The organism is Anabaena sp. CCY 9910, from assembly GCF_963920875.1.
Lineage (GTDB): Bacteria > Cyanobacteriota > Cyanobacteriia > Cyanobacteriales > Nostocaceae > Trichormus > Trichormus variabilis.
In genome coordinates, this window is record NZ_CAWUDJ010000001.1 from 387,060 (window position 1) to 411,655 (window position 24,596).

Genomic DNA, 24,596 nt, shown 5'->3' on the forward strand with positions numbered 1-24,596 from the left:
TGATCAAAAACCTCACCCATAAGACAGAAGTCATTGTAAATACACCAATCACACTAGTAATTAAAAGAGATTCGTGGTGCAAAACAATGATTAAATTGTCTAACCCTGCTCTCCACGAAGAACCTCGTCACCAGTCAGGCGCTATCATTCCTCTCAAACAAGAAGAATCTTTGCTGGATTGGTTACAAAGTACAGGTCGATTAGTTTCTTACCAACCTATTGACTACTATTACGAAGACGAGGTAGATGAAGAAGAAGACGTGGAAGAGTTTGTAGATGCTTATAGTTTTGATGCAGAAGAAGTAGAGGATTTAGAAGAGTAGAAGCAAGTGCTGGCAATTTTTAGAAGTGAAGATTGAAGAATAAAAACTCTACCCACAAGGGGATAGAGTTTTGTCAGTAGTCATTGGTCAGTAGTCAGTGGCAAAGATATGTAAAAACCACGCCATGTGCGGGTTGGCGTGTTAGACCAGATCATTTCCACAACTGACAACTGACGATTAACAACTGACATACGTAGTGCAATAAACAAGCGATCGCCATTTTACTGCGATCGCTTATCTCATCCCCACCAATCGTTGAGGCGCGCTAGTTTTCTGCCTGACAGATTGCCCAGTCAGCAACTCTACAACATCCATGCCATTCCCAATTACACCAGGAACACTAGGATATCCAGCACTGGCCCCCACTAAGAATAAGTTAGGTAACTCTGTCGTGTAACCTAAGCGATTTAACCCCACCTGTCTAGGGACTAATTTCGCACCGTAAATATTACCTTGTGGTTGTCCCAGGTAATATTCGCTGGTTGTGGGTGTACCGTAAACTTTCATCCTGATGTAATTATCTATATCTGGAACGATATCACGCACACTATTCATGATTTGTCGGTAGACCTCACGCTTTTTAGCTTTATAGGCTGCCGAGTCGTTACTATGCAGATATGCAAAAGGTTCATAAGCACAAACAGTAGCAATTTCTAAAACATGATGCCCGGCTGGAGCCATTCCTGGTTCATGAGATTTCATCGTCGGACAAGAAAGGAAAATCCACGGATGACTGAAATCACCTTGCAGTTGTTGGTGATATTCTCTATTTAAATCTCCAGTAGGATAATACCAAATGTTCCAGTTACCAATGCCGTAGCGTTGTGGATCAAAATTGCTATCTAAACCCAAGTAAATATTAAAAGCACTGGCAGAGTATTCATAATCGGTCAGCCGCCGCCGTTCTTTGTGGCTGATGGCTTCACTATCGTGCATCAACTCTACTGTTAATTTAGGGTCAAGGTCGCTGATATAGGCTTTGGTGGCGCGATAGATTTTGCCATCAGCAATGACAGTATGAACTTTGCCACCACTAACTTGAATATGATTAACCGTCGTAGCATAAGCAATGACACCACCACCGGCGGTAATTGTCTCAACAATGGTATCAACCAAGTGCTTAAAGTGATGTTTGGGATAATAAGCACCTTCAGAATAATCCCAAACCAGAGAAGTATGGGTCAGCAAAGCAATTTCTGCGGGTGGTAGTGCATAGTCGCCACTTTGTCCAGCCAGCACAGCTTGGAGTTTGGGCGATAACCCGGCATAGTTATACAAGTCTTGCAGAGTCCAATTGCGCTTTTTAAAAAGATTAAAATACTTAGGTAACTTTAACCAGTCAGGCAGCTTCTGGTCAAACCAACGAATTTCTTGCGCTAAATTACGGATTTCTTGATGAAGTTGTTGAATTTCGTTGCAGTAGCGGTTAATAGCATTGGTTTCTTCAGGAAAGGTAGACAGCAAACGATAACGTAAACTTTCCCATCCTAAGGGAATTCTAAAATCTGCTTCTGGGGTGATGATGCGATCTATGCAGTCGGGGTCAAGGCTATTAAAAGGGACATCTTGACCAATATAGTTGAGAAATTGAGCGATCGCCTGGCCATGACCACATTGAGAAACATAATGCACATCCGCACAAAAACTATATTCACCGTAATCAAAAGTGTGACAACAGCCACCAGGTAAATAGTGTTTTTCTAAAACTGCTACATTATATCCTTGTCGAGTTAAACAAGCAGCAGTTGCTAATCCACCCAAACCGGCTCCAAGAATTACATAATCAAAGATTTCCATATTCTCCTCCTCTGAAATCTTGATTGCTCTTAATTTCATCAATATTCTTGTTAAAACTTCTTATAATATGAGTACTATTTTTGTAATTTTCATCCAATAGTACTGAGAAACCGGAAAAACATTAAATCTCAGAGTCGATATTTAGTCTAGTTTGCATTGAGAAGAAGATAATTAAGTTAACTAGACTGTTTATTTTCCTCTCACTTAGTTATAGTTAAGGTATCTAAAGAGAGTGATTGCATTTTGCATCTTCAATAATCTGTAAATAATTACTACTAATCAAACTCAGTACTTTTATCTATGACTAATATTTTTTAGTCTATCTAACATCTCAAAATTCCTGGGAAACTATTTGTTTTTCTTAACACAACCCAAATTTTTTACGTACTTGTTTTAACCTAGTTATGACTTACACACGAAAAAGAAAAATCAAGGGATTTGATCAGGATGTAGAGATTAAAGGTTTAAGGGTGTAAGGGTTTTAAACATTTATACTCTTAGACAAACTGGGTGTGTAAGTCCTAATAGTGATTGGAACCATATTTGCAATAGTAGGCTATAGTCGAAGGAATCCCGTCCCTCAGAAAGACTACGCTAACACATCCCATGAAAAGGATTCACTACTTACAATTTAGTCTGATTATCACTTATAAATTCCTTGCTATTTGCCATACTTGAGCAAATTTTTAAATATTTTGAACTATGGTTATGATAGAGATAGAAACATTACAATTTACTAAAAAATACAGATTAAATTCTCTTTTAATCAGGGATAATAGCAGTATTTAGACTTTCAGTAAACTGCACAGACAATTATAATTTATAATCCCGAAAATATCATATTACATCGTTTTTAACTATATTCATAGTGGTATATATTAGTATTCATGATCTGCACCCATAGCTAGAAATTTTATGATTCATGTTCTTAAACAAATATATTTCTGAGATTATGCCTTCAAACTATATCCAAGGATATAGTTTTCAGGTTACTAAGCAAAACTATTGACAGAGATAGCTAAAACTTTATTTTGTTAAACATATAATTAAAGCACTAAAAAAGGTTCATCTCGAATCAAACACTGAGGTATCAATGTTACACGCGCATATAATAGTAATCAATATTTATAGCATATGCCTAATTTATTAGTGCTAAATATGTTATGTAGTACAAGCATTAATATTTTTGTGTTCACAGAACCAAATAAATACCAATAAAACCCAAATTAGCAAATATATAAATAAGGTTCAATAATATGTTCACTGAGGTAATAAATCAACACAAGATAACGACAAATAATCACATTCGATCTGTGAATATAACTGAATCTCAACAAAAAAACACTCAAACTAATAGTATAGATTTTCCAGATATAGCTATTTCTTTAACTCCTGTTGGATTAGTTTTTAGTTGGGTAATTTTTTTTATAATTTTACGAAAGATTCGTTCTATCATAGAAAATAAGATGGTTTTTACAGTGAAAGGTTTACATCAATTGCCTTGTAAAAACTGCCAATATTATTGCAATAATCATTATCTTAAATGTGCAGTACAGCCCTCCATTGTACTCACAGATGAAGCAAAAAACTGTTCTGAATATTTACCCAAAAACGACAAATTTGATTCCAAACATTTTTTTTAATAGCTTCTGATAATTACAGAAGATATAAGAAAAAGGTAATAGATAATATAACAATTACCCATTACCAAATTCTCATACCTTTTAGGTGATGATTTTAACCTATGTTATTTCTGCTTTTGCCGTTTTAATAAAATGCCAAATCCCATAACCAACGGTAAGCCAATAATAGAAGGGCTTTCCGGAACAGTGATAGATTGTTGCTGCAACAATGGTGGTAAAACTTGTGTTAGTGCTAGAGCAGTTATTTCTGAGTTTCGAGTGGAATTCTTGCGAAACTGAAGATTAATGGCTTCAAAAGTCACAGGACTTTCAATCAACCCATTAGCATCTATCCAATCTGAAGCTTTAATTGTAAGTGGGGAAGACATTAACGTTGACTTGGGATCAAAAATTTTCCAAGCAGTCTGAGCAATATCCCAATACGATAAAGAAGCTTCGTATGAGGTTGAACTTACCTTACTGACTCTCAAGCGGAAATCTGTTGGCTGACCTGCTGGAAGGTTTAATCGCGTTGATGCAGGTGAGTAGTTACTAATCGGATCGAAACCGGGATCTACATAAACTTGATGATAAGTATCTGTAACATTGGTAGGATTACGCGGTCTCATTGCCACTCTGAGTTCAGCATTTTCATCAACTATTGAACTACCGCTCGGACAGAGTGGTGTACCGACAATCGTATTGCTTGAACTGTTGTAACATACAGGAGCATTATCAACATACTGCAAACCAACATAATATTTGTCATTTTCTCTGTGAGCATTTGTGCTAGGAAAAATTCCACTCCAGTATAAAGAAACAGGCCCTAAATCTAAATTTACACGATTATTTAGAGAATAAGAGGCAGTACCCCAAGCTGAAGTACCGACAATTTTACCGGCATTAATAGTTGTTCCACTTAATGACCAGCCGTCGCTGTTATCAAAATCTGTCTTGAAAATTTCTGTCTCGTTGGCATCATAGCTGAATTGCCCTAATGCTTTAGTTGGTAAAGTTATCAATCCTAGTAATGTTAAAAGTAAACCTAAACTAATACTTTTGTAAGTAAACATTTCCCCTCACTACATGATTTAGGATAGACTTAGCCAGTGATCAAGATCGCCAAAAAATAAGACAGTTCATCTCCAATAGCCTAATACCGTTTTTTAATGAAGATGTGCTTTATTCTGAACTGTAGAGACGTTGCATGAAACGCCTCTACATCATTTATTTGGTGCAACTTCATAGAAAATTGGTATAAGCATAGTCCTGCGCCAAAGTGCTTGCTAATTCAAAAATCCAGATAATAACTAGGTTTTTGGCTTTAAAGTAGTTTTCTTTTTTGGCGCGTTAGTATAATTACTGATATTCAAACACAGTAGATTTTAATATTGCAGTTATATTTTTTCAAGTAAAACTACTTATTCAATATAAAAAATGCACTTTTTTTAAATTTACGATAAAGTATTATCCAAATAGTTGAATAAATGATTTTATGTGTATCTATCCTATAAATCTCAAAAGAGTGATATTCGACTAAAAAACCTGTCTAATACATAGCAGATAGCAGCTTGATATAAAGCTGGTGAAATATTTTTATTGAACAATCAAAAACAGGAGTCAAGCACCTAATATAAGGTGCTTAAAACTAAAAATATTAATATATGCGGATCTATAAAGGCTATGAGCTATGCTTGGAAATGATTACGCAAACAATAAAGATGAGATTTCCCAGTCAGAGACTGGGAGTGAGGGGACAAATCTTAAGAAACTTTCGCTTCTAAGGATTTAAGTAACTCAGTATTGACACCAGATTCACGAGTCAGGGCGATTTTACCAGTGCGGGCGATTTCCCTGATACCAAACTTTTGTAGCACCTGGACGATCGCCACCATCTTACCAGGGTCGCCGACCACTTCCAAAGTTAAAGAATCTTCCGCTACATCGACTACTCGCGCCCGGAAAATTTGAGCTAGTTCAATGACTTCTGAACGGTTGCTGCTAGTGGCGTTCACCTTCAGGAGCATCAATTCTCTCTCCACACAAGGAGTTTCAGTTATATCCTGTACTTTGAGAACGTTAACGAGCTTGTATAGTTGTTTGGTAAGTTGTTCAATCACGCGATCGTCACCAGGCACAACCATAGTAATGCGGGAAACCCCACCTTCTTCCCCCGAACCAACAGCCAGGCTTTCTATATTAAAGCCACGACGAGCAAATAAACTAGCAATGCGGGACAGAACTCCCGCCTCATCTTCTACCAGAACTGAAAGAGTATGTTTCATCTTTGCCAACACAGGCTCAGACAACATATAACTAACCCGAATGTTAGCTAACAGCTGCCCTACACGTACTGCTTACTAGGTGAATAGGTTATAAATCTTATACTTTATTTTAAACTTAATCCCTGCATTCCTGAAATCTTCTATAAAAAAGTTATGTCTAAATCATTCCAAAAGCAGAAGTCATTTGGAGAATATATCTTTTGATCGGCAGATGTACATTATTTATCAAAATCTTATTTTGAGAATATTGTCACCATTAAATCAGGAGAAAGACATTTATGGGTTGGTTAAAAAGACTTTTTGGCATGGAAAAACCTCAAAATGCCCAGGTAAATCCAACTCCGCAAGTATCCTCAGCCTCCACTACTGCTAATGCACCTACGGCTACCCAATCAATTCCACCAGAACGTTTAGGGTTAAACGGCGAATACGACCAAAGTGGTTTAGCAAAGCGAGTAGCACTGGCATTTGATCAAGACCAGCAACTTGATGATATGAATTCTTTGTGGGTTGCTCAAACTGGTAGCACCGTCGTTCTAAAAGGTTCGGTTCCCAGCCAAGACATTCTCAATAAAATGATTTCTGTGGCGCAGTCTGTACATGGTACTACAAACGTTGATACCAACCAAGTTAATATTGGCTAAAGACTAGCAATTTTTGTCATGTCTGGGAGATGACTAGATTTTAGTAATCTCCCAAGGCCTTATCCATCCATGCCAAAATTGCCTTGTTTACCTGTTCTGGGCATTCATCGTGGGGACAATGCCCTACATCGTCTAGGTTGAGCAATTGCAACTTTTCGTTGTATTGAGCGAATTGGTTAGCCAAAATCGGCGGAACAAACCTATCTTTGTTTCCCCAAATCAATAACATGGGAATTTGTAGAGTTGGCAATATAGCTTTGACACTAGGACTAAAGTTAACACCGATCGCCGCTTTAAACAAAGCACTAAAAGCACGGGCTGAACCCCTATCCTGGGGAGGCCCAGCTAAAATATCCACCAGCTCGTCGGTGATGGCTGCGGGATTGGCGTAAGCAATACCAGCCCAACGACGGAGAATGCTGGGACGGCGCACGAAATAAAACACCGGCTTTAAAAATATTGGAGAAGCGACAATATTTTTGATTGTCGTGACTACAGGTCTTAAAAAAGGTGGAATCATTTCTTGCTCTAATGATGGGTCTGGTAAACTCATCATCACAATCCCCTTAACCATATCGGGGTGAGCCGCCGCCGCCGCTAAAGAAATCAAAGAACCATTAGAATTCCCAATCAATACCACTGGTTGACGAATAAAAGCTCGCCAAAAATCGTAAACTTGCTCCACCCAAAGTTCAATACTGTAATTTGCAGGGGCTTTTTCCGAACCACCAAAACCAAGCATATCCAGCGCATATACTGTATGAGATTCGCCCAAAACCTCTAAATTATGTCGCCAATGACCAATGGAAGCACCAAAACCATGCAGTAAAATTAGAGGGGTTTTTTCCCGGTCTTCTTGGGTAGAACGAATGTAAGTATAACGAGTCCGCCACCCCCGCCAAACCCAATCTCGTTGATTCCCTACTCGTTCCCGCCAGTGTACCGTCATGGTCACAATTCCTTAGTGATTAATTTCTATCTTAAAGGGGGTGTAAGGGTATAGGGGAATGGCACTAAGAAAACATAAAGCTCTTGCCGTGACTGGGTTTAGGGGTATAGGCGTGTAGGGGTGATGAGAATAACAGTATGTATGAGGTATCTTGATTTAATCATGAGATGTTTCCCTTACCCCCCTACACCCTTACACCCTTACCCCCCGAAAGGCTTATACCTTCAAGATTTGCGCTTATCTTAGTACCATTCGGGTAAAGGGGTGTGGGGGATAACTATCATTTTTTCCATTAAAAAAGAATTGTTACAATAGTTAACTATTCTCTAGATTGTGTGATTTAAATTAACGATCGCAGAGAAATTCTCTCAAAATGAGTAGAATAACAAATACACAGACTAAATAAACTATTTTATGGATTAGTTACCATAAAACTATAGACTCCTTTTTAAGTTCTCAGTTATTTTAGTATTGTGCTGCTTTGGCAGACCAATCAAAACAAAGCAATCAAGTCCACATTACATCACTTAACAAAGAAGCTCCCACAAATCATAATGCCTGTGATTGAGAAAAAAAGAACTCGCGATCTGCCCCAAATTAACGAACGGATCCGCTTCCCGAAAATTCGAGTCATTGACACTGATGGTTCCCAGCTAGGAATTCTAACTCCACAGGAAGCGCTGCAACTAGCAGAGGAGAAGGAGCTGGATCTAGTGCTACTCAGTGACAAGGCCGACCCGCCGGTGTGTCGGATTATGGATTACGGGAAATACAAGTTCGAGCAGGAGAAGAAGGCGCGGGAAGCTCGAAAGAAACAGCACACGGCTGATGTGAAAGAAGTGAAGATGCGCTACAAAATCGAGGAACACGACTACAATGTCCGTGTTAAGCAAGCAGAACGCTTCTTGAAAGATGGTGATAAAGTCAAAGCGACTGTGATGTTCCGGGGTCGAGAGATTCAACACAGTGACCTGGCAGAAGATTTACTGAAGCGAATGGCAACGGATCTGGAACCGTTTGGTGAAGTGCAACAAGCACCCAAAAAAGAAGGGCGAAACATGATGATGCTCATCTCGCCTAAGAAGTAATACCCTAAGTATTCTTGTAACCAAGTAATCCACCACTGAAAATATCAAAACGGCTTCACTGTCGTTGAAATTAATTGCAATTTGATAGTCCTGAACTCTGAGTGGGAAACATAATACTCAGTTGTTCAGGACTTTTGCCTTTTTGGGGATTGGGGACTGGGGACTGGGGAGCCGTTATTAATTTTGAATTGATTTCAGAAGAACCAAGACTTGGGGGATTCTCCCCCAAACCCCCGATTGGGGGACGGTTGCGTCCCCCAAGCCCCCTCCAAAAAATAGATCTGTTTTATGTGTAGCAGTTAACTTATTTTCTTAACTGAACCGTATTGCTTTTTAAGGGGGATTTAGGGGGATCAAATAACTTGTGTACACACCGTAGCTACTGGACGGAGAAGATACCAGAAAGTAAAACATGGAATTGAAAAATTATTCGTTGGCGGCAAATCCAAGTTGGCTGGCACAACTTTTAAAATGGGTGAATCTACGACCAGAGGAAGGCGAACGGACTTGGATGATGTTTGCCTTTTACACGACTGTATCTGTGGGGTTGCGATGGGCTGAGGATAGTACAGTAGCACTATTTTTGGATGAATATGGCGCTGGGCCATTGCCTTGGATGTATATTGCCAGTGCGGTTATGGGTATGGCGCTGGTTTTTGTCTATTCTTGGTTGCAAAAGATTTTTCCTTTGCGCTGGGTGGTGGTAGCGATCGCACCTTGTATGGTTGTGCCATTAATGTTGTTGGTATTATTACGCTGGGGCATCCATCTTTCTTACTTTTCAGTCATTGTTGTATTTTTACTACGGTTGTGGGTAGATTCCCTTTATGTAGTTAATGATCTAAATACTTCCATTGTTGCTAACCAATTATTTAATATTCGAGAAATTAAGCGCACTTACCCACTGATTAGTAGTGGATTATTAGTGGCTGATGTGATCAGTGGCTTTAGTTTGCCTTGGTTGCTGGAGTTCGCCAAACTCAACCGCGTGATTATGATCGCCTGTGGAGTGATTATGATTGGCTCGGCAATTCTCTGCTATTTAAGTTATCAGTATCGCAGCTCTTTTCCCGAAGCACCACAGCGCCTAATTCCTCAAGAACAAGCCTCTCGGCATCGGCGTATCCAAGCACCACTCAAGCGTTATACTTTACAGCTATTTGCCTTTGTTGGTCTGTTACAAATTATCGGTTTATTAGTAGATTTTCAATATCTCCAAGAACTAAAAATCAACTTAGGCGATCGCGAACTAGCAGGCTTTTTAGGTATATTTGGTGGGATTGTTGGCTTGTGTGAATTAGGAACTCAGTGGTTCGTTTCCAGCCGCTTGATCGAACGCTTTGGAGTGTTCTTTACTGCTGCACTTTTGCCTGTGGCTGTAGGCTTTGTTGTCCCTGGGATGATTGTTGTACTTTACTTACTACCAGGAATACAATCACTGGCATTTTTTTGGGGATTGGTCGGGTTAAAGTTCTTTGATGAACTGCTACGCTACACCTTTGTTATTAGTAGTGGGCCGTCACTATATCAACCAATTCCAGAACGCATTCGTAGCCGGATGCAGGCATTATCAGGGGGAACGGCGGAAGCGATCGCCACTGGTACTGCTGGTATCATCATTGTGATTACCTTGTTTGTGTGTGGGTTATTTGTACCTGCAACAATGCAAAAGTGGGTGTTTATCTGCGAAACAATGGTCGTAGCCGTTGCCTGCTTGAAGGTAGTATGGTTATTGCGATCGCGTTATGTTGATTTGTTAGTCTTGAGCGCCGATAGAGGCGAACTAAGTGCCTCTAATGTGGGTTTGCGTGCCTTTAAACAAGGGGTAGTCAAAGCTTTAGAAGAAAAGGGCAACACCGCAGATAAACACTCATGTATTGAATTATTAGCCCAAATTGACCCCCAAGGGGCAGCAGATGTTCTTTCACCAATTTTATTTAAGCTAACGCCAGATTTACAACGACACAGTTTAGAGGTGATGCTAGGGGCTGATGCTAATCCCAACCATGTATCGGAAGTAAAATGGTTGTTAGAGCGTCATCCAGACAATGTTAATCCCGAAGTTTTTGCCCTAGCATTACGTTATGTTTGGCTAGCTGACCCCAATCCCAATTTAAGCCAACTGGAAGAATACCTCAACCAGCGCCACCATTCATTAACTCGCGCCACAGCTGCGGCTTTGCTATTGCGTCAGGGAACACCAATCCAAAAAGTAGCCGCCACCAAGACTTTAAGCCGGATGCTAACCCATAAGCAGGAACGAGAACGGGTGAATGGTGTCAAAGCCCTGCGAGAAGTGGTTTATTTACAGGCGTTACGGATTCATATCCCTAATTTGTTACAGGATGAATCCTTAAGGGTGCGTTGTGCTGTCTTAGAAATGATTGCTGCAACACGTATGGAAGAATACTATTCCTCACTGCTGACAGCACTTTATTACAAATCAACCCGCGCTACCGCTATGCGCGCCTTAATCAAAATGGAGAATGAAGCATTGGATATGCTGTTACAACTGGCTACCAATGCCCATAAACCAGAAGTATTAAGAATGTATGCTTGGCGTACCATCGGACAAATTTCTACTACAGAAGCTGTAGAGACTTTATGGTTGCAGTTGGAATCTTCTTGGGGTGGTACTAGGTACCATATTCTGCGTAGCTTGTTGAAAATTCAGAAACAATCAGAAATTACCAATTTAGTAGATAGGTTTCAACACAGTCGGGTAGAAAGTCTCATTGATCAGGAGTTACGATTTTTGGGTGAGATTTATGCAGCTTATATAGACTTACGACCACAACTCACTTTAGATAATAGTCAAACAAATTCCAGGGCTTTGATTGTTGCGGATTTACTCCAACGTGCCTTGGCAGAAATGGAATGGGATATTCGGGAACGTTTATTATTACTATTAAAATTACTATATTCGCCAGATAAAATGCAGGCAGCCGCGTTTAATCTCCGGTCTGAATCGATGGTGAATTTAGCAAGAGGATTGGAAATATTAGAACATACAGTGAATTTGCCCAGAAAATCATTGTTATTAAATCTCTTAGATAAGCGATCGCACCAAGAAAAGCTGCATGATCTTTTAGAGGCGGAATTCACAGAATATCAACCGTTGTCAGCTAGTGAAAGATTGCGGAAGATGCTGACTTTAGGCACTTTTCTCTCTGATTGGTGCTTGGCTTGCTGTTTTCATTTTGCCCAGGTTAACCGGATTCGTTTGACAATTAACGAAATTCTGATGGCTTTGCGTCATCCTACTGGCTTTGTACGGGAAGCGGCGATCGCTTATTTGAATGTAGTTTCACATCGCGTCCTCTTAGAACTTCTGCCCAAATTACAAAAAGATTCTCATCCCCTAGTAGCAGCACAAATTCAGGAATTGATCAAAAAATCCGCCATCAAAATTAATCAATAAACTCAATCAGTAGGGAGAATTCGTAATTCTGTCAGCTACTAAGGCTCAGAACTTTTCACTTCTTCCACTTGACCAACTTCAAAAATCAAGGTGAATGGTTGTCCCATTTCTCGCTCGACAAATTCTTCTAGTAGCTTTACTTGTCGGGGTGTAACCGGGTCATTGGCTCGCACACTCAGCCGTACTTCCGGAGGATTAACTAACCAGTTAGTACTACTTCTAAATAATTGCAGGCGTTGAAAGGTGACAGTACGATTTAATAATGCTCTACGTAAACTAGTTTCTAATTGCGTCTGTCGTACAAGTCGAGCAAAGCTCACACCTAAAGGAATAACCAGAATAGCTGTTAGTACTAAAGTCCAAACGATGGGGCGACGTGCTTGGCTCATAGAAGTATAGCCTGCTGCCAAAAATGTCACCATACAGGAGAGGGTAATACCGAGTAGATTGGTGAGGTAGAGTAAGGTTGCGCCCAAACTGAGTGCGAAATCTGCCTTTGCTAAACCCAGACCAATTACGCATATAGGAGGCATGAGAGCTACTGCGATCGCTGTACCTGCTAAACTACCAGAAATTTTTGACTCAACTTTGGCATAAGCACTAATAGCACCAGCCGCGACGGCAATACCTAAGTCTAATAGGGTTGGTTCGGAACGAGCCAAGACTTCACTACCATAATCAGGTAGTCCCACTATTAAACCCAAAGAGAAAGCGATCGCCAGCGCTAATAATGTACCTAACGCTACTGAGATCACACCTTGGCGGAATAAGCCAATATCACCTTGCAAAGCACCAAAAGCTAATCCGCGAATGGGCAACATCAAGGGGGCAATAATCATAGCACCGATAATCACAGCGCTACTATTTGACAATAAACCAAAAGTAGCGATCGCACAGGAACCAACTATTAGTGCGATATAAGATATATCTAAAATTGACTCTTTAAATAAATCTACTTGTAACTGTTGTAGTTGTTCTGGCTGTCTTTGTTTGCGCCTGAAGTTCTGAAAGCGGTCTCGAATGTTAATACCCAAGAGCTTCCTCCTTCTTGTGGAATAAACTGGCAAATATTCGCGGCTTGATGATTAAAATCTTATATTCAGCCGATGTTATCTGAATATAGTCCTTGGAGAATAAGTACATAATTGTACTAAATACTTACTCATGGTACTTGAATCAGCAATTAGTGAAGAAGCGATCGCCACGAATCTCAAGCAGTTCCTTTTAGTACTTTCGGTTTCTTTAGGCGTAGCCACCTTACCCCAAGTATTTAGTTGGTTTCGCCAAATCCCCTATACCTTACTCCTGGTAATTGTCGGTTTAGGACTAGCAGTCGTTGATGTGCGCTTAGTTGTCCTGTCTCCTGCTTTAATTCTGTCCATCTTTTTACCACCCTTATTGTTTGAAGCCGCATGGAATTTGAAATGGTCAGATTTGCAGCGAGATTTTGTGCCAATTTCCCTGTATGCGGTGTTTGGGGTGGTAATCTCAATTGCCGGAGTAGCAATTGGACTTAATCAACTGGCGGGAATTTCCCTAACTACAGCGTTACTCATCGGTGCGAGTCTTTCTGCTACTGACCCGGTTTCTGTGACCGCTTTGTTTCGTGAATTGGGTGTAGGAACTCGTCTTGTCACCCTCATGGAAGGCGAAAGTCTATTTAATGATGGTATGGCAGTAGTCGCCTTTGGTTTTTTGGTGGCTTTGCCTTTGGGAAGTGCCGAATTGGGTGTTCAACCGATTTTGTTACAGTTTTTTCAAGTAGTTGGCATCGGTGTAGCGGTAGGCTGTTTGATTGGCTTTGCTATTTCCTACCTGACTCAACGCTTTGACTTGCCAATGGTGGAACAGTCCTTAACTTTGGTGTCCGCTTACGGTACTTATCTCGTTACCGAAGACTTGGGAGGTTCCGGCGTGATTGGCGTTGTCACTACAGGTTTGATATTAGGTAACTTTGGTTCACGCATAGGCATGAATCCCCGGACGCGGATTATTGTTTCCGAATTCTGGGAATTTTTAGCCTTTTTTGTCAACTCGATTGTTTTTTTATTAATTGGCGACCAAATCCGCTTTGCCAGTTTAGGAGAAAACCTGCAAATCATTGCTATTACAGTAGGTGCAATGATTTTCATGCGAGCAATTACACTATTTATTCTCAGCAAATTGAGCGTTATGATGACTCAATCACAAGTCTCCTTACCTGAACAGACTATTCTTTGGTGGGGTGGGTTACGTGGTTCGGTGTCAATTGCCCTGGCATTGAGTGTACCGACTGTATTGCCAGGGCGAGAAAAAATCATTGCTACCGTCTTTGGAGTAGTCTTATTTACCCTACTAGTCCAGGGATTAACAATTAAGCCCCTGCTACAAAAGCTCAATTTGCTCGGCGATGCACCCTTACGCGAACAATATTTACAACTAGTCGCCCGTATTGTTGCACTAGAACGAGTATTGCAATACCTGCAAACAGAGAAACGTCCCGGTATCGACCCAGAATTTCTTCGTTACCAAGAAAAACTTGTCACAGGCGAAATTGCAGAATTGCAAACCAAGATTGATAAATTACACCATGAATACCCCAATCTTCAAAACTTTACAACAGAACAATTCCGCGATGAACTACTAGCGATTGAGGCAGATACTTATGCGGAATTTGTCAAGTCTGGGCGATTAAATAAAGAATTAGCGCCGATGCTGGAAGATGTATTAGGGCATCAAAGAGACTAAAGTTGAGATCCTAGCGCTCAGAAATTATCTCTTACCCAATCTCCATCTTTACTTCATAACAGCAGCAAAAGGACAACGGCTAGTTTGTAAATTTGCCGAGGCTGATTTCTCCTTTTTTCCCCAAAGTTTTCGGATCAAATTCCAAAACCTCCGCCAAAGAGAATTAGATTTTTTTTGCTGATTTTGGGGAGTTTTGAGTAATTTACCACCAGATGTCAGCTTTGCTAGGAACTGGGTATTGTCATAATAGTGTTCCAAAGAAAGGATTTTTAAATCATCTGTGACGCGCACAACGCTTGTACCAATGACTTCTATCGTCTCGTTTGTGGGTGCATAGCCTTTAAATTCACCTTTAAATTCTCCCCAGTGTCGCCATTTAAAAACAATCTCCGGTGGCCCTGAATAAACTTCTAGAACTTCCCACAAAAAGCCGTTAGGAAAAGCTGTATGAAATAGACCAGTGGAAGTTTCAAAGTTTTCCTCAGTGGCTTTGTAATTTTTGGTATTGCCAATCATCAATTTATAAGTACCTGAATTAATCAAGTCTGTGATGGTATGGCGAGAACCTCCATTGGTACTCATGCGAAATTGGTCGGGAACAACAGAAAGCCACTGAGCAGGATTTGTTTTAAAGTTAGCTTCAATATCAAAGGTACGCACCAAATTTTGTACTAGTGTTTCCAGTGAATTGGATGGGTGATTACGTGTACTTTCCTGGGCAAGTTTTTCATTAGAATGGGTATAATCTGGTTTTTCACCATAACGCCAGTCAACATGAGTGCTGTACTTTAATACAGTGTCTCTATCTTGTACCCAAAGATGAAGTTTTTCGATGTCAATTTGACTCATAAACCCCTCTGCGAAATCAATGTGAAAATTATAAGTACCCGAATTTCGCAGCTAAATCCCCTCGATTTTTGCAGTTAAATATACAGATTATCTGCTGTTAATTTCTCATGAATTTGTAGCGATCGCACTATTTCTACTATCTGTATTTACCTCTTTTATATTATGCCAGTTCATTCAATCCCGATTGTCAATTTAGCAGCTATTAGCTGATTAAAAGCCTTAAAATTTGCCAAATAAATTGGCAACAAGTAGTTGTTAGGCTATGCAAAAATTGTCTAAAGTATAAATATTGGAACACTAGAAATTAATGAAACTTATACGCACAAAGCAGTAAAAATACTGTTTAAGGAAGAATAAATGAAATTACTATACAAATACAAAAATATGTTACCCAATATTTTTTGGGTAATGGGGGGTGCTATCGCCTTATTATCTACTGGCTGTGAGCAGGTAATTGAATCTTTGCCACCTCTACCAGTCATTGAAATACCATCAAATCAGCCACAAAAACCGCAAATTCCCGTAGAATCTGCCACGACTGCCCAAATCGAAGTAGCCATCCGCCAAGGTATCAACCAAGTGCGGCAACGTAATGGGCTACAACCCCTACAAAATAACGTCAAATTAGCGCAAGTAGCCCGCAATTACAGCCGACAAATGGCAGAAAAGAACTTTTTTAGTCATACAGGTGCAGATGGCAGTACCCCAGCCGATAGAGTCCGTGCTGGTGGTGTCTCTTATTGGGTAGTAGGTGAAAATCTATACACAAGCACAAATATTCCCCGCCCTGTACCGTCAGCTATTGAAGGGTGGATGAAAAGCCCTGGACACCGAGAAAATATTCTCCGCCCCGTATTTGCAGAGACAGGTGTAGGAGTGTGGCGAATAGGTAATACTTACTATATTACTCAGTTATTTTTAAGGCGATCGCCCCTTGGATGGCCTTAAATATGCAGCGATCGCTGATAATTGTCTAAACTGCAAGTAGACCATTATTTTAGATAAACCTTGTGAAAGCGAGATGGATCATCACAGCAGTTTCAGCAGCATTGTTTTTTGGTGGTAGCCTGTTTACATCGCTGCGCGACCCCTGGTTTCAAAACTTACAACGTCCCGACTGGCTGACATTTGAATTTATCATCCCGTTTGTTTGGACGTTCATTTGGGCTTGTACAACCATTTCTGCGATTATTGTTTGGGAAAAAAGGACAAGACAGGGTTTTCGACCTTGGTCTTTGATGGCTATTTATGCAGCGATCGCTATATCCACCTCTGCGTACAGTCCCATTGTAGTAGAACTGCGAAGCTTAACAGGAGGAATATTTATGGGTGGCTTGGCAACACTACTCGTATATATTTTAGCCTTCGTAGTCAAGCCCATTTCCCCAAAAGCCTCTTGGTTATTCCTTCCCTACGCTCTCTGGGGGCCATTTGGTACTTATCTAACTTGGTTATTACTCCAACTAAATCCGGCTGTACCTAACTAAAACTCCGCGTACCTCCGCGCGAACTTTGCGTTCCTCCACGTTTAAAAACCTCCCATACAAATCAAGAAGTTTTCAGGTGGTGGCTACGCACTCGTTCAGGACTACCCGTAGGAATTGAGGCGATTAATTTCTGGGTATAGGCTTCCTTTGGTTCACGGTAGATGCTTTCGGCTGTACCTTGTTCCACTATTTGACCACGATTCATAACTAAAATGCGATCGCTCATAAATTTAACCACACTTAAGTCATGGGAAATAAAAATATAAGTTAACTGAAATTCGTCCTGTAACTCTTTTAACAGATTCAATACCTGGGCTTGTACTGACACATCCAACGCCGAAACCGACTCATCACAAATGATAAACTTAGGATTCAATGCCAAAGAACGGGCAATACAAACCCGTTGACGCTGACCACCAGAAAATTGATGTGGATAGCGATTCATTGCATCTGCACTCAAACCCACCCGTTCCAAGAGTTCTGCAACTCGTTCGCGCCGTTGTCTTGTTGTCTTACCTACAGAGTGAATTAACAACGGTTCCATCACTGCATCCCCAACCTTCATCCGGGGGTCAAGGGAACTAAAGGGATTTTGAAAGACTATTTGCATTTCCCGCCGTAGTTTTTGCAACGGCTCGCCTTTAAAATTAGTAATATCTTGCCCGTCAAAGATAATTTGACCACTTATTGGCTCAATTAACCGCAGCAGAGTTCTACCCAGAGTAGTTTTACCGCAACCAGATTCCCCTACTAATCCTAGTGTTTCCCCTGGTTTCACATCAAAGGAAACATCATTAACCGCCATTTGATAGCGTTTTGTCCCACCAAACCAACCTTTTACAGGGAAACCCACTTTCAAGTTCTTGATTTGTAATAAAGGTTTCTTTTCTTCCAGATTTTCTAATCTGGCAGATATTTCCTCAACGGTAATTTCTGGTGGGTGTGCAGGTTCTTTGGCTTGGATAATTAACTGTCCACTTGATGTTTCTTCTACACTCATGTAGTCAGAAACGGTGAGTAATTTATGGGGACGGCGGTTGAGGGTGGGGCGACAAGCTACCAAGCCTTTAGTATATGGATGTTGGGGATTACTAAAAATTTGCTCGGCTGCACCATATTCGACAACCTTACCTTTGTACATTACCGCTACTTGGTCAGCAATTTCTGAAATTAAACCCAAGTCGTGGGTAATGAAAATTAACGCCATTTCCCGCTTTTGCTGCAACTCGCGCAACAGTTCAATAATTGTTGCTTGTACAGTCACATCTAAGGCTGTCGTCGGTTCATCTGCAATCAATAGCAAGGGATTACAGGAAATCGCCATTGCAATCATTACCCGTTGCAACTGTCCCCCAGATAACTGGTGGGGGTAGCGTTCCAGCATGGTTTCTTTATGCTGCTTCACCAACTGCGCTAACTTGAACTCATCCAGGGGCGAGTTGGGGTTGGTTTGTGGCCAAGTTTCAATATATTGCTGTTTGATTTGCTCATCACTAGGTAAAAGTTTAACCTCTTGCAGACCTGCGATCGCAATCTGTTTTGCTTCTGTCTGGCTAACATTCTGATGACGGAGAATTGCTTCCGTCAGTTGAAACCCGATATCATAAACCGGGTTCAGAGAACTCATCGGTTCTTGGAAAATCATGGCGATGTCGCCACCCCGGTATAGTTGCATTTCCTCAGCAGATAACGCCGATAAATTGATGGGGTTAGCGTTGGCTTGGGGACAAAACAGAATTTCTCCGCCGCTAACTCTCCCAGGATGTTGCAACAAACCCATCACCGCCAATGATGTGACTGATTTACCACTCCCAGATTCACCCACTATTCCTAGAGTTTCACCCCGATGCAGCTGAAAAGAAACACCATCAACAGCTTTGACAGCATTGCCATCACCGGAAAATTCTACTTGTAGATTGCGAACCTCTAGGACAGTTTCTCTCATAGGAGCCAGTGATATTGAGTAAAAATTATTTGGATTCTAGCAGTAGTTGGGAAAATTCGGGACTGGGGAGGGGGGATAAATCAATTCAAAATTCAAAATAAAAACTCTATCCCTTTGTGGGTAGAGTTTTGTCAGTAGTCAGTTGTCAGTAGTCAGTGGCAAAGATATGTAGAAACCACGCCATTTGCGGGTTGGGGTATTAGACCAGATCATTTCCACAACTGACAACTGACGACTAACAACTGACATACGCAGTGCAATAAATCTTTGAAATCCTCAACCCCTACACCCCTACACCCCCAAACCCCTACACCCATTACCTAAAATGGAATATCATCTGGGTCTGGTTCTTCTACTGGTGGGTAGTTAGTCTTGGGCGCTGGTTGGTAGTTATTTACTTGGGGTGCAACACTAACTGTACTAGAGGCTGGAGTTGGTGCTGGACGTGGTGATTCATAGCTAGGAGTATCATTTTGGGTAGTAACAGCCGGGGATGGTGGACGAGAAGGGGTTTCGGTGACGGCTGGTGTTCTGGCTACTGTTGATGATGAGGTGAAGTTACCACTAATTGATTGAATCTGTTGTACTGTTAATTCAGCCCGTTTTTCCTTAAATCCTTCTGGACGCTCGATGGTATTCATCCCTAAACGTCCAGCAATGATGACGCGATCGCCTTGATGATAGTTTTGCTGGATTTCTGTAGCTAAATTTCCCCAGCCAACAACTTTTAAAGTCGCTGGTGGGTCATCTGATTTTTGGGAATTGGGAAATTGCACCAACATTTCTGTGACTGCTAAATTATCAGATGTATAGCGCAGTTGCGGTTCTTGAACGATTTCCGCTAATAAAACACAGCTGTTCATTAAATCCTCCTGACTGTATGAGAAATAGAAATTAGGGAAGAAAGATTTCTGTTTTTGATTGTGAGATTTTCCCTTGATTAAATTTCTTCCCACTAGTGAAAAATTAGAGATTTTTGAATGTAGTGCCAAGCAATACTTAATATTTAATAGTTGGCTGCTTCTAAAATTAGTAATCTCTAATAAAAAACTCTCTAATAAGAGTCTGTTTTAGCATAAAAGCCAAGCGACAGTTTTGAACAGCATTTTTTAGATGCTGTTTGCCACTCCCGCCTGACTAAAAGAGCATTGATTTCTGCATGAGTAGTATAATTGTACCACTTGTTGACAGAAAAAATACTTGATTTGGATCGGAGTTAGCGAGAAAAATTTCGTTGCAGTAGAGGTTGAGGGTACGAGGGAAAGGTCACTAAGACTCATGTGAAACCCTTGCCAATACTTGGTGTATGGGTATATGGGTGTGAGAACAAAAAGATAATGTTGGCGAAATATTTCTTCACATTTTTGCCAACTTGATGTTACACGAAAATACTGGTTGCCTCTAGAGCGATAAGACGATTAAATTTTGTTGAGACAATAAGAAGTATCCCAGACCTACCTCAACAAGCAGTAGAGGAGGTACACGCATCTTTATTTATTATAAGCAACGCGCAGACATTGAATCAACCATATAGGCGATCGCATTTTATGTGAAGTGACGTACTTCAAACACGCCTTTTCCGGTGAGTGTGGGCTTCTTATTGAAACCTAATAAATTTACCCGAAAGATGCTTTAACTGTCTCAAGTGCCTTTTAATCTTTGCAATTATTCATACAAATATCTGCTTAAATGTCTTATTTTTCGTTGTCATTTGCGAGCAACGATAAGATAATGTGACTGCTGTAAAAATGGACTACCTTTACATCAATCGACTTAATCTAAGAAAACAGGGGAATTGCCATGCTTTTTAAAGTAACTGGAAGAATTTACGAGGAAGAAAGCGGAGTAGGCATTGCTAATTTAGTTGTCGAAGCATTTGATAAAGATATCCTCAAAAATGATAAACTTGGTCAAACGAAAACTGATCAAGATGGCAAGTTTGCAATTAATTATTCAGAAGCAAATTTCAAAAGCGCATTAGAAAAATTTGAAGGTAATCCCGATTTATATATAGTTGTCAAAACTCCAGACCTGTCCAATATTTTGTATAGTAGTGAGAAGAATATCCGTCCTGATGCTAGCACAAATGAGCATTTCGACGTATCTATTCCCAAAACAACTTTAATAGCTTATCAAGAACGATCAACTCAAGAAAATAAACAACTATTAAAAATCCTGGTGGGAATGGCCTGGCTAGATGGGGAACTCGAACCTGGAGAAAAAGAATATTTATCCAAAATCGCAGATCAAAAAAGATTAACTGAAGATGCAGAAATTAAAAGTTTATTATCTGATAACAAGCCAATACAGCCCCAGCAGTGTTTTGATTGGTTACAAGCTTATTTAGGCAAAAATCCTAGCCCTTACAAATTTGAGGCTTTAGATGAAGTTTTAGAAAGCTTATTCACCAGTGGCGCAGAAATAGACGAACGAGAAAAAGAAATGTTAGCGGCTTTTGCTGACAAAAATACTCGCCAAACTGTTTTTCAGGAAAGACTAGGCAGCATTTTCCTCGATCCAGATTTCTTAGCTAAAGTTACTCCTGACACCCCAGATTCCCCACAAACTGCCCGTAAAAACCTCAAAAAAGGCTTTGCTTACGCTCGTGTTCCCCAAGCAGTTTTAAGTAAACTCACATCTGCACAGTCTGATCCACAAGTCAAAGAAGAATTAGCCCATCGCTTTTTAACTCTCAACTATGCTCCAGTCCGCAAAGAAATTACGGCTGATAACCTAGAAGTGATTGGTAAACTACCGCAAGAGTTGTCAGGTACGTTTCTCCGGATTGGGCCGAACCCCCGCTTCGCTCCTTTGGGTCTTTATCATTGGTTTGATGGAGACGGTATGATTCACGGGGTAAACATTACAAATGGTAAGGCCAGCTATCGTAATCGTTACGTTCGTACTGAAGGATGGAAGATTGAAGAAAAAGAAGGTCAAGCTATCTGGCCAGGATTGCTGAATCTACCTCGCTTCGATGAACCCCACGGCATCATGATGAAAAATGTAGCCAATACAGCTTTAGTTTGGCATCATGGACGGTTACTCGCTCTTTGGGAAGGAGGCGAACCTTATGAAATCAGTCTTCCCAATTTAGACACCGTCGGTTCTTATACTTTTAATGAGCAGTTAACCTTCCCTTTTTGCGCCCACCCCAAAGTCGATGCTAAAACCGGGGAAATGATGTTCTTTGGTTATCAACCCCTAACCAAGCCCTACGTTCAATATGGCATCGTCTCACCAGAAGGAAAAATTGTCAAAACCATACCAATTGACATTCCTTCTCCAATTAGTATGCACGACTTTGCTATTACGGAAAAATATACTATTTTCCTCGATATGCCTCTAGCCCTCAAACCGATGCGAGTTATGCAGGGCAAAGTTCCCCTCGTGTTTGAACGCAATAAACCGAGTCGTTTTGGGATTATTCCTCGGCATGGGGGAGAAATACGCTGGTTTACCGTGCCGAGCTGTATGGTCTACCATGTAGTCAACGCCTATGAAGAAGGTAACGAGGTAATTTTAGTTGCCTATCGCATGGATTGGACACAACTATTTATCCCTGACAGAGAAAACCCCCTGGATTTTGTCAACACCGACACCTCGTCAGAAAAACTTGCCCCAGAAATGACGAAATTGTATCGTTGGCGGTTTAATCTTTCTACTGGTCAAGTCAAGGAGGAAATACTTGACAAAGACGAAATTTGTGAGTTCCCCCGCATCAACGATCGCTTAATTGGACGCAAGATGCGTTATGTGTACTCCGGAATAGGGGCTATGTATATGGAACGCCCGCTATTTGATGGAGTCAAGAAGTATGACTTAGAAACCGGAACAGCCCAATCTGTTTATTTTGGTCGTGGACGCTTTGGTGGTGAATGTGTCTTTGCACCTCGTCCTGGTGGCACAACTGAAGATGACGGATGGGTATTGACTTATATTTATGATGCCGTTAACAAGCGATCGGAATTTATTGTGTTAGATGCCCAGAATATCACTGCCGAACCCGTCGCCCGTGTTATTCTTCCTCAAAGAGTCCCCTTTGGCTTCCATTGTGAGTGGGTTTCTAGCGATAAAATTGCACCCGCGAACAGATAATTAAGAGTATTTATCTGACGTTAGGGACTTCCAGATAAAAAAGGGCATTGGCCACCATATCCGGGTTTTGGTGGCCAATGCCCACCCTACAGATACTTACCTTTGTTCTCTATAAAACCATCTATATCCCCGACTTTTGCAAAAAGTCGGGGATATGAAACCCTAAATATTCATAAATTAAATAGGAGTCCTAATTACTATTATAAACATCGGGTAATCTCCACCAAGGAATCTGAGGATATTCATGATGTTCTTTGTGATAACCAAAGTGGTAGCAAGTTATAAACGACCAAAAAACAGGAAGTGGAGTACTTTGTGTGCAATGTAAATTGGTATATCCGCCTTCTCGTCTTTTATGTGGTAGAAATGTCCCAAAATAAAATAATTGTATGGAACTCAAAATAGAGGGTGTAACCCAAAACAAAATAAGATTTATGTAGGATATATGCAAGACATGATGTGAAAGATGAAAAGTCAATGTTAAGCCGACAATTTGTCGCCAATCCCAGTACGACATCATAAATTTAAAATACCAAATAAAGACATTTTGGTTTTGATTATGGTCGAAATCTGGATCACTTTCAGTTGCAGGATATTGGTGATGCAAACTATGTTTTTCCACTAAGTTATTATAGGAAAATAGCGCATAAAGTATTACCGATATCTTGCCTATCCAATGATTGATTTGAGGATTTTTGGCAACAACAAGACAGTGCATAGCATCATGAGCAGTAATAAATAATCCTGTATATAAGAATGTTTGCCAAATTATAGCTAATACTATCAATGGAAGCTGGATTTTAGCGGTATCCAATGATAGTAATAGTGTTAAATTGCTGCCCCACAAAGTTATAATAAAAAAAGCGATAAGAATTCCTTTATTAGTCATATTTTCAGTTTTCACATCAGAAATCACCTTTGTTAATTGCAAAGATATGGAATTACATTCAGTCATGGGTTTACTCCGTCATTGTCATCGGCGACGATTTTTATAGGTGGAATAGTTGATTTTCGAGATTAAGTTATTAGGATACACAATAAAGAAAGATATATAGTAATATTTTCCTTTTTATTTAACTATTGAATTAGTAACAAAGAAGATTTTTTTATGTTTCGGAATTAGTACAATTTGTAAATCAAATAGTCCATAGTAAATCTTTTCAAATCTAATTATTGTATAAAGTGGAATTATTTACTTGTATTTAATGAAAAAATCATTAGGGGATATATTCTGGTATTAGTTAAAGAAAATTTACCCAACACAATATCATTATTGCTTGAGATTTTAAGATGCGATTAATCGTATCAAATAAAAGTATTATTTTTGATTTTTAAACTCGTCATCCCCTAAATTTCCACTA

At 40.2% G+C, this 24,596-nt stretch carries 18 protein-coding genes; 9 read left to right on the plus strand and 9 right to left on the minus strand.

The features are described 5' to 3' along the window. Positions 1–86 precede the first annotated feature (86 nt). Positions 87–323 (plus strand): DUF3134 family protein, encoded by a 237-nt coding sequence (locus tag ACM5QX_RS01715; protein ID WP_414752106.1) that lies wholly within the window; start codon positions 87–89, stop codon positions 321–323. Positions 324–557: 234 nt separating this feature from the next. On the opposite strand, the gene ACM5QX_RS01720 is transcribed toward ACM5QX_RS01715, so the two are convergent. Next, positions 558–2,120: a phytoene desaturase family protein gene (locus ACM5QX_RS01720; RefSeq protein WP_414752107.1), complete on the minus strand. Its 1,563-nt coding sequence runs from the start codon at positions 2,118–2,120 to the stop codon at positions 558–560. A gap of 1,256 nt (positions 2,121–3,376) precedes the next feature. On the opposite strand from ACM5QX_RS01720, the gene ACM5QX_RS01725 reads away from it, so the two are divergent. Then, a complete protein-coding gene (locus tag ACM5QX_RS01725) occupies positions 3,377–3,763 on the plus strand; it encodes a hypothetical protein (protein ID WP_414752108.1) in 387 nt (128 codons plus the stop codon). A gap of 104 nt (positions 3,764–3,867) precedes the next feature. Here ACM5QX_RS01725 and ACM5QX_RS01730 read toward each other — a convergent pair whose 3' ends face one another. Then, entirely contained in the window at positions 3,868–4,815 is a 948-nt protein-coding gene (locus tag ACM5QX_RS01730; protein ID WP_414752109.1) for a PEP-CTERM sorting domain-containing protein, read from the minus strand. A 690-nt stretch (positions 4,816–5,505) separates the two neighbouring features. Next, positions 5,506–6,027 (minus strand): acetolactate synthase small subunit, encoded by a 522-nt coding sequence (gene ilvN / locus ACM5QX_RS01735; RefSeq protein ID WP_041456726.1) that lies wholly within the window; start codon positions 6,025–6,027, stop codon positions 5,506–5,508. Positions 6,028–6,305: 278 nt separating this feature from the next. Here ilvN and ACM5QX_RS01740 point away from each other — a divergent pair, with 278 nt between their 5' ends. Beyond that, positions 6,306–6,671 carry a phospholipid-binding protein gene (locus ACM5QX_RS01740; RefSeq protein WP_011318828.1) on the plus strand — a complete coding sequence of 122 codons (366 nt, stop codon included), beginning with the start codon at positions 6,306–6,308 and terminating at the stop codon, positions 6,669–6,671. A 40-nt stretch (positions 6,672–6,711) separates the two neighbouring features. Here the strand turns inward: ACM5QX_RS01740 and ACM5QX_RS01745 are convergent, their stop codons facing one another. Beyond that, positions 6,712–7,626 carry an alpha/beta fold hydrolase gene (locus ACM5QX_RS01745; RefSeq protein WP_414752110.1) on the minus strand — a complete coding sequence of 305 codons (915 nt, stop codon included), beginning with the start codon at positions 7,624–7,626 and terminating at the stop codon, positions 6,712–6,714. 548 nt (positions 7,627–8,174) lie between these two features. On the opposite strand from ACM5QX_RS01745, the gene infC reads away from it, so the two are divergent. Both infC and ACM5QX_RS01755 read left to right on the plus strand, forming a co-directional pair. After that, the gene (gene infC / locus ACM5QX_RS01750; protein WP_011318830.1) at positions 8,175–8,708 is read left to right on the plus strand and encodes a translation initiation factor IF-3; all 534 of its coding nucleotides are present in this window, start codon (positions 8,175–8,177) and stop codon (positions 8,706–8,708) included. A gap of 412 nt (positions 8,709–9,120) precedes the next feature. Continuing rightward, a complete protein-coding gene (locus ACM5QX_RS01755; RefSeq protein WP_414752111.1) occupies positions 9,121–12,129 on the plus strand; it encodes an MFS transporter in 3,009 nt (1,002 codons plus the stop codon). Between the two features lie 38 nt (positions 12,130–12,167). Here the strand turns inward: ACM5QX_RS01755 and ACM5QX_RS01760 are convergent, their stop codons facing one another. After that, a complete protein-coding gene (locus tag ACM5QX_RS01760; protein ID WP_011318832.1) occupies positions 12,168–13,163 on the minus strand; it encodes a DUF389 domain-containing protein in 996 nt (331 codons plus the stop codon). Between the two features lie 130 nt (positions 13,164–13,293). Here ACM5QX_RS01760 and ACM5QX_RS01765 point away from each other — a divergent pair, with 130 nt between their 5' ends. Continuing rightward, complete coding sequence (locus ACM5QX_RS01765; RefSeq protein ID WP_414752112.1) at positions 13,294–14,856, plus strand: cation:proton antiporter; 1,563 nt, start codon at positions 13,294–13,296, stop codon at positions 14,854–14,856. Between the two features lie 48 nt (positions 14,857–14,904). Here the strand turns inward: ACM5QX_RS01765 and ACM5QX_RS01770 are convergent, their stop codons facing one another. Then, positions 14,905–15,705 (minus strand): ester cyclase, encoded by an 801-nt coding sequence (locus ACM5QX_RS01770; RefSeq protein WP_414752113.1) that lies wholly within the window; start codon positions 15,703–15,705, stop codon positions 14,905–14,907. Positions 15,706–16,062: 357 nt separating this feature from the next. On the opposite strand from ACM5QX_RS01770, the gene ACM5QX_RS01775 reads away from it, so the two are divergent. After that, on the plus strand, positions 16,063–16,653 hold the full coding sequence (locus ACM5QX_RS01775; protein WP_414752114.1) for a CAP domain-containing protein: 591 nt from the start codon (positions 16,063–16,065) through the stop codon (positions 16,651–16,653). A gap of 62 nt (positions 16,654–16,715) precedes the next feature. Continuing rightward, positions 16,716–17,192 (plus strand): TspO/MBR family protein, encoded by a 477-nt coding sequence (locus ACM5QX_RS01780; RefSeq protein WP_414752115.1) that lies wholly within the window; start codon positions 16,716–16,718, stop codon positions 17,190–17,192. Positions 17,193–17,253: 61 nt separating this feature from the next. Here the strand turns inward: ACM5QX_RS01780 and ACM5QX_RS01785 are convergent, their stop codons facing one another. Further along, entirely contained in the window at positions 17,254–19,137 is a 1,884-nt protein-coding gene (locus ACM5QX_RS01785) for an ABC transporter ATP-binding protein (protein ID WP_414752116.1), read from the minus strand. Between the two features lie 320 nt (positions 19,138–19,457). Next, complete coding sequence (locus ACM5QX_RS01790; RefSeq protein WP_414752117.1) at positions 19,458–20,000, minus strand: single-stranded DNA-binding protein; 543 nt, start codon at positions 19,998–20,000, stop codon at positions 19,458–19,460. Positions 20,001–20,937: 937 nt separating this feature from the next. Here ACM5QX_RS01790 and ACM5QX_RS01795 point away from each other — a divergent pair. Beyond that, positions 20,938–23,235 (plus strand): carotenoid oxygenase family protein, encoded by a 2,298-nt coding sequence (locus tag ACM5QX_RS01795; protein WP_414752118.1) that lies wholly within the window; start codon positions 20,938–20,940, stop codon positions 23,233–23,235. A 190-nt stretch (positions 23,236–23,425) separates the two neighbouring features. Here the strand turns inward: ACM5QX_RS01795 and crtW are convergent, their stop codons facing one another. Beyond that, on the minus strand, positions 23,426–24,190 hold the full coding sequence (gene crtW / locus ACM5QX_RS01800; RefSeq protein ID WP_414752119.1) for a beta-carotene ketolase CrtW: 765 nt from the start codon (positions 24,188–24,190) through the stop codon (positions 23,426–23,428). Between the last annotated feature and the right edge of the window lie 406 nt (positions 24,191–24,596).

Coding starts and splice junctions, on each gene's coding strand:
- crtW (WP_414752119.1), bottom strand. CDS start 24,190: ATGACTGAATGTAATTCCATATCTTTGCAATTAACAAAGGTGATTTCT.
- ACM5QX_RS01730 (WP_414752109.1), bottom strand. CDS start 4,815: ATGTTTACTTACAAAAGTATTAGTTTAGGTTTACTTTTAACATTACTA.
- ACM5QX_RS01765 (WP_414752112.1), top strand. CDS start 13,294: ATGGTACTTGAATCAGCAATTAGTGAAGAAGCGATCGCCACGAATCTC.
- ACM5QX_RS01725 (WP_414752108.1), top strand. CDS start 3,377: ATGTTCACTGAGGTAATAAATCAACACAAGATAACGACAAATAATCAC.
- ACM5QX_RS01770 (WP_414752113.1), bottom strand. CDS start 15,705: ATGAGTCAAATTGACATCGAAAAACTTCATCTTTGGGTACAAGATAGA.
- ACM5QX_RS01790 (WP_414752117.1), bottom strand. CDS start 20,000: ATGAACAGCTGTGTTTTATTAGCGGAAATCGTTCAAGAACCGCAACTG.
- ACM5QX_RS01795 (WP_414752118.1), top strand. CDS start 20,938: ATGCTTTTTAAAGTAACTGGAAGAATTTACGAGGAAGAAAGCGGAGTA.
- ACM5QX_RS01785 (WP_414752116.1), bottom strand. CDS start 19,137: ATGAGAGAAACTGTCCTAGAGGTTCGCAATCTACAAGTAGAATTTTCC.
- ilvN (WP_041456726.1), bottom strand. CDS start 6,027: ATGAAACATACTCTTTCAGTTCTGGTAGAAGATGAGGCGGGAGTTCTG.
- ACM5QX_RS01715 (WP_414752106.1), top strand. CDS start 87: ATGATTAAATTGTCTAACCCTGCTCTCCACGAAGAACCTCGTCACCAG.
- ACM5QX_RS01775 (WP_414752114.1), top strand. CDS start 16,063: ATGAAATTACTATACAAATACAAAAATATGTTACCCAATATTTTTTGG.
- ACM5QX_RS01755 (WP_414752111.1), top strand. CDS start 9,121: ATGGAATTGAAAAATTATTCGTTGGCGGCAAATCCAAGTTGGCTGGCA.
- ACM5QX_RS01740 (WP_011318828.1), top strand. CDS start 6,306: ATGGGTTGGTTAAAAAGACTTTTTGGCATGGAAAAACCTCAAAATGCC.
- ACM5QX_RS01720 (WP_414752107.1), bottom strand. CDS start 2,120: ATGGAAATCTTTGATTATGTAATTCTTGGAGCCGGTTTGGGTGGATTA.
- infC (WP_011318830.1), top strand. CDS start 8,175: ATGCCTGTGATTGAGAAAAAAAGAACTCGCGATCTGCCCCAAATTAAC.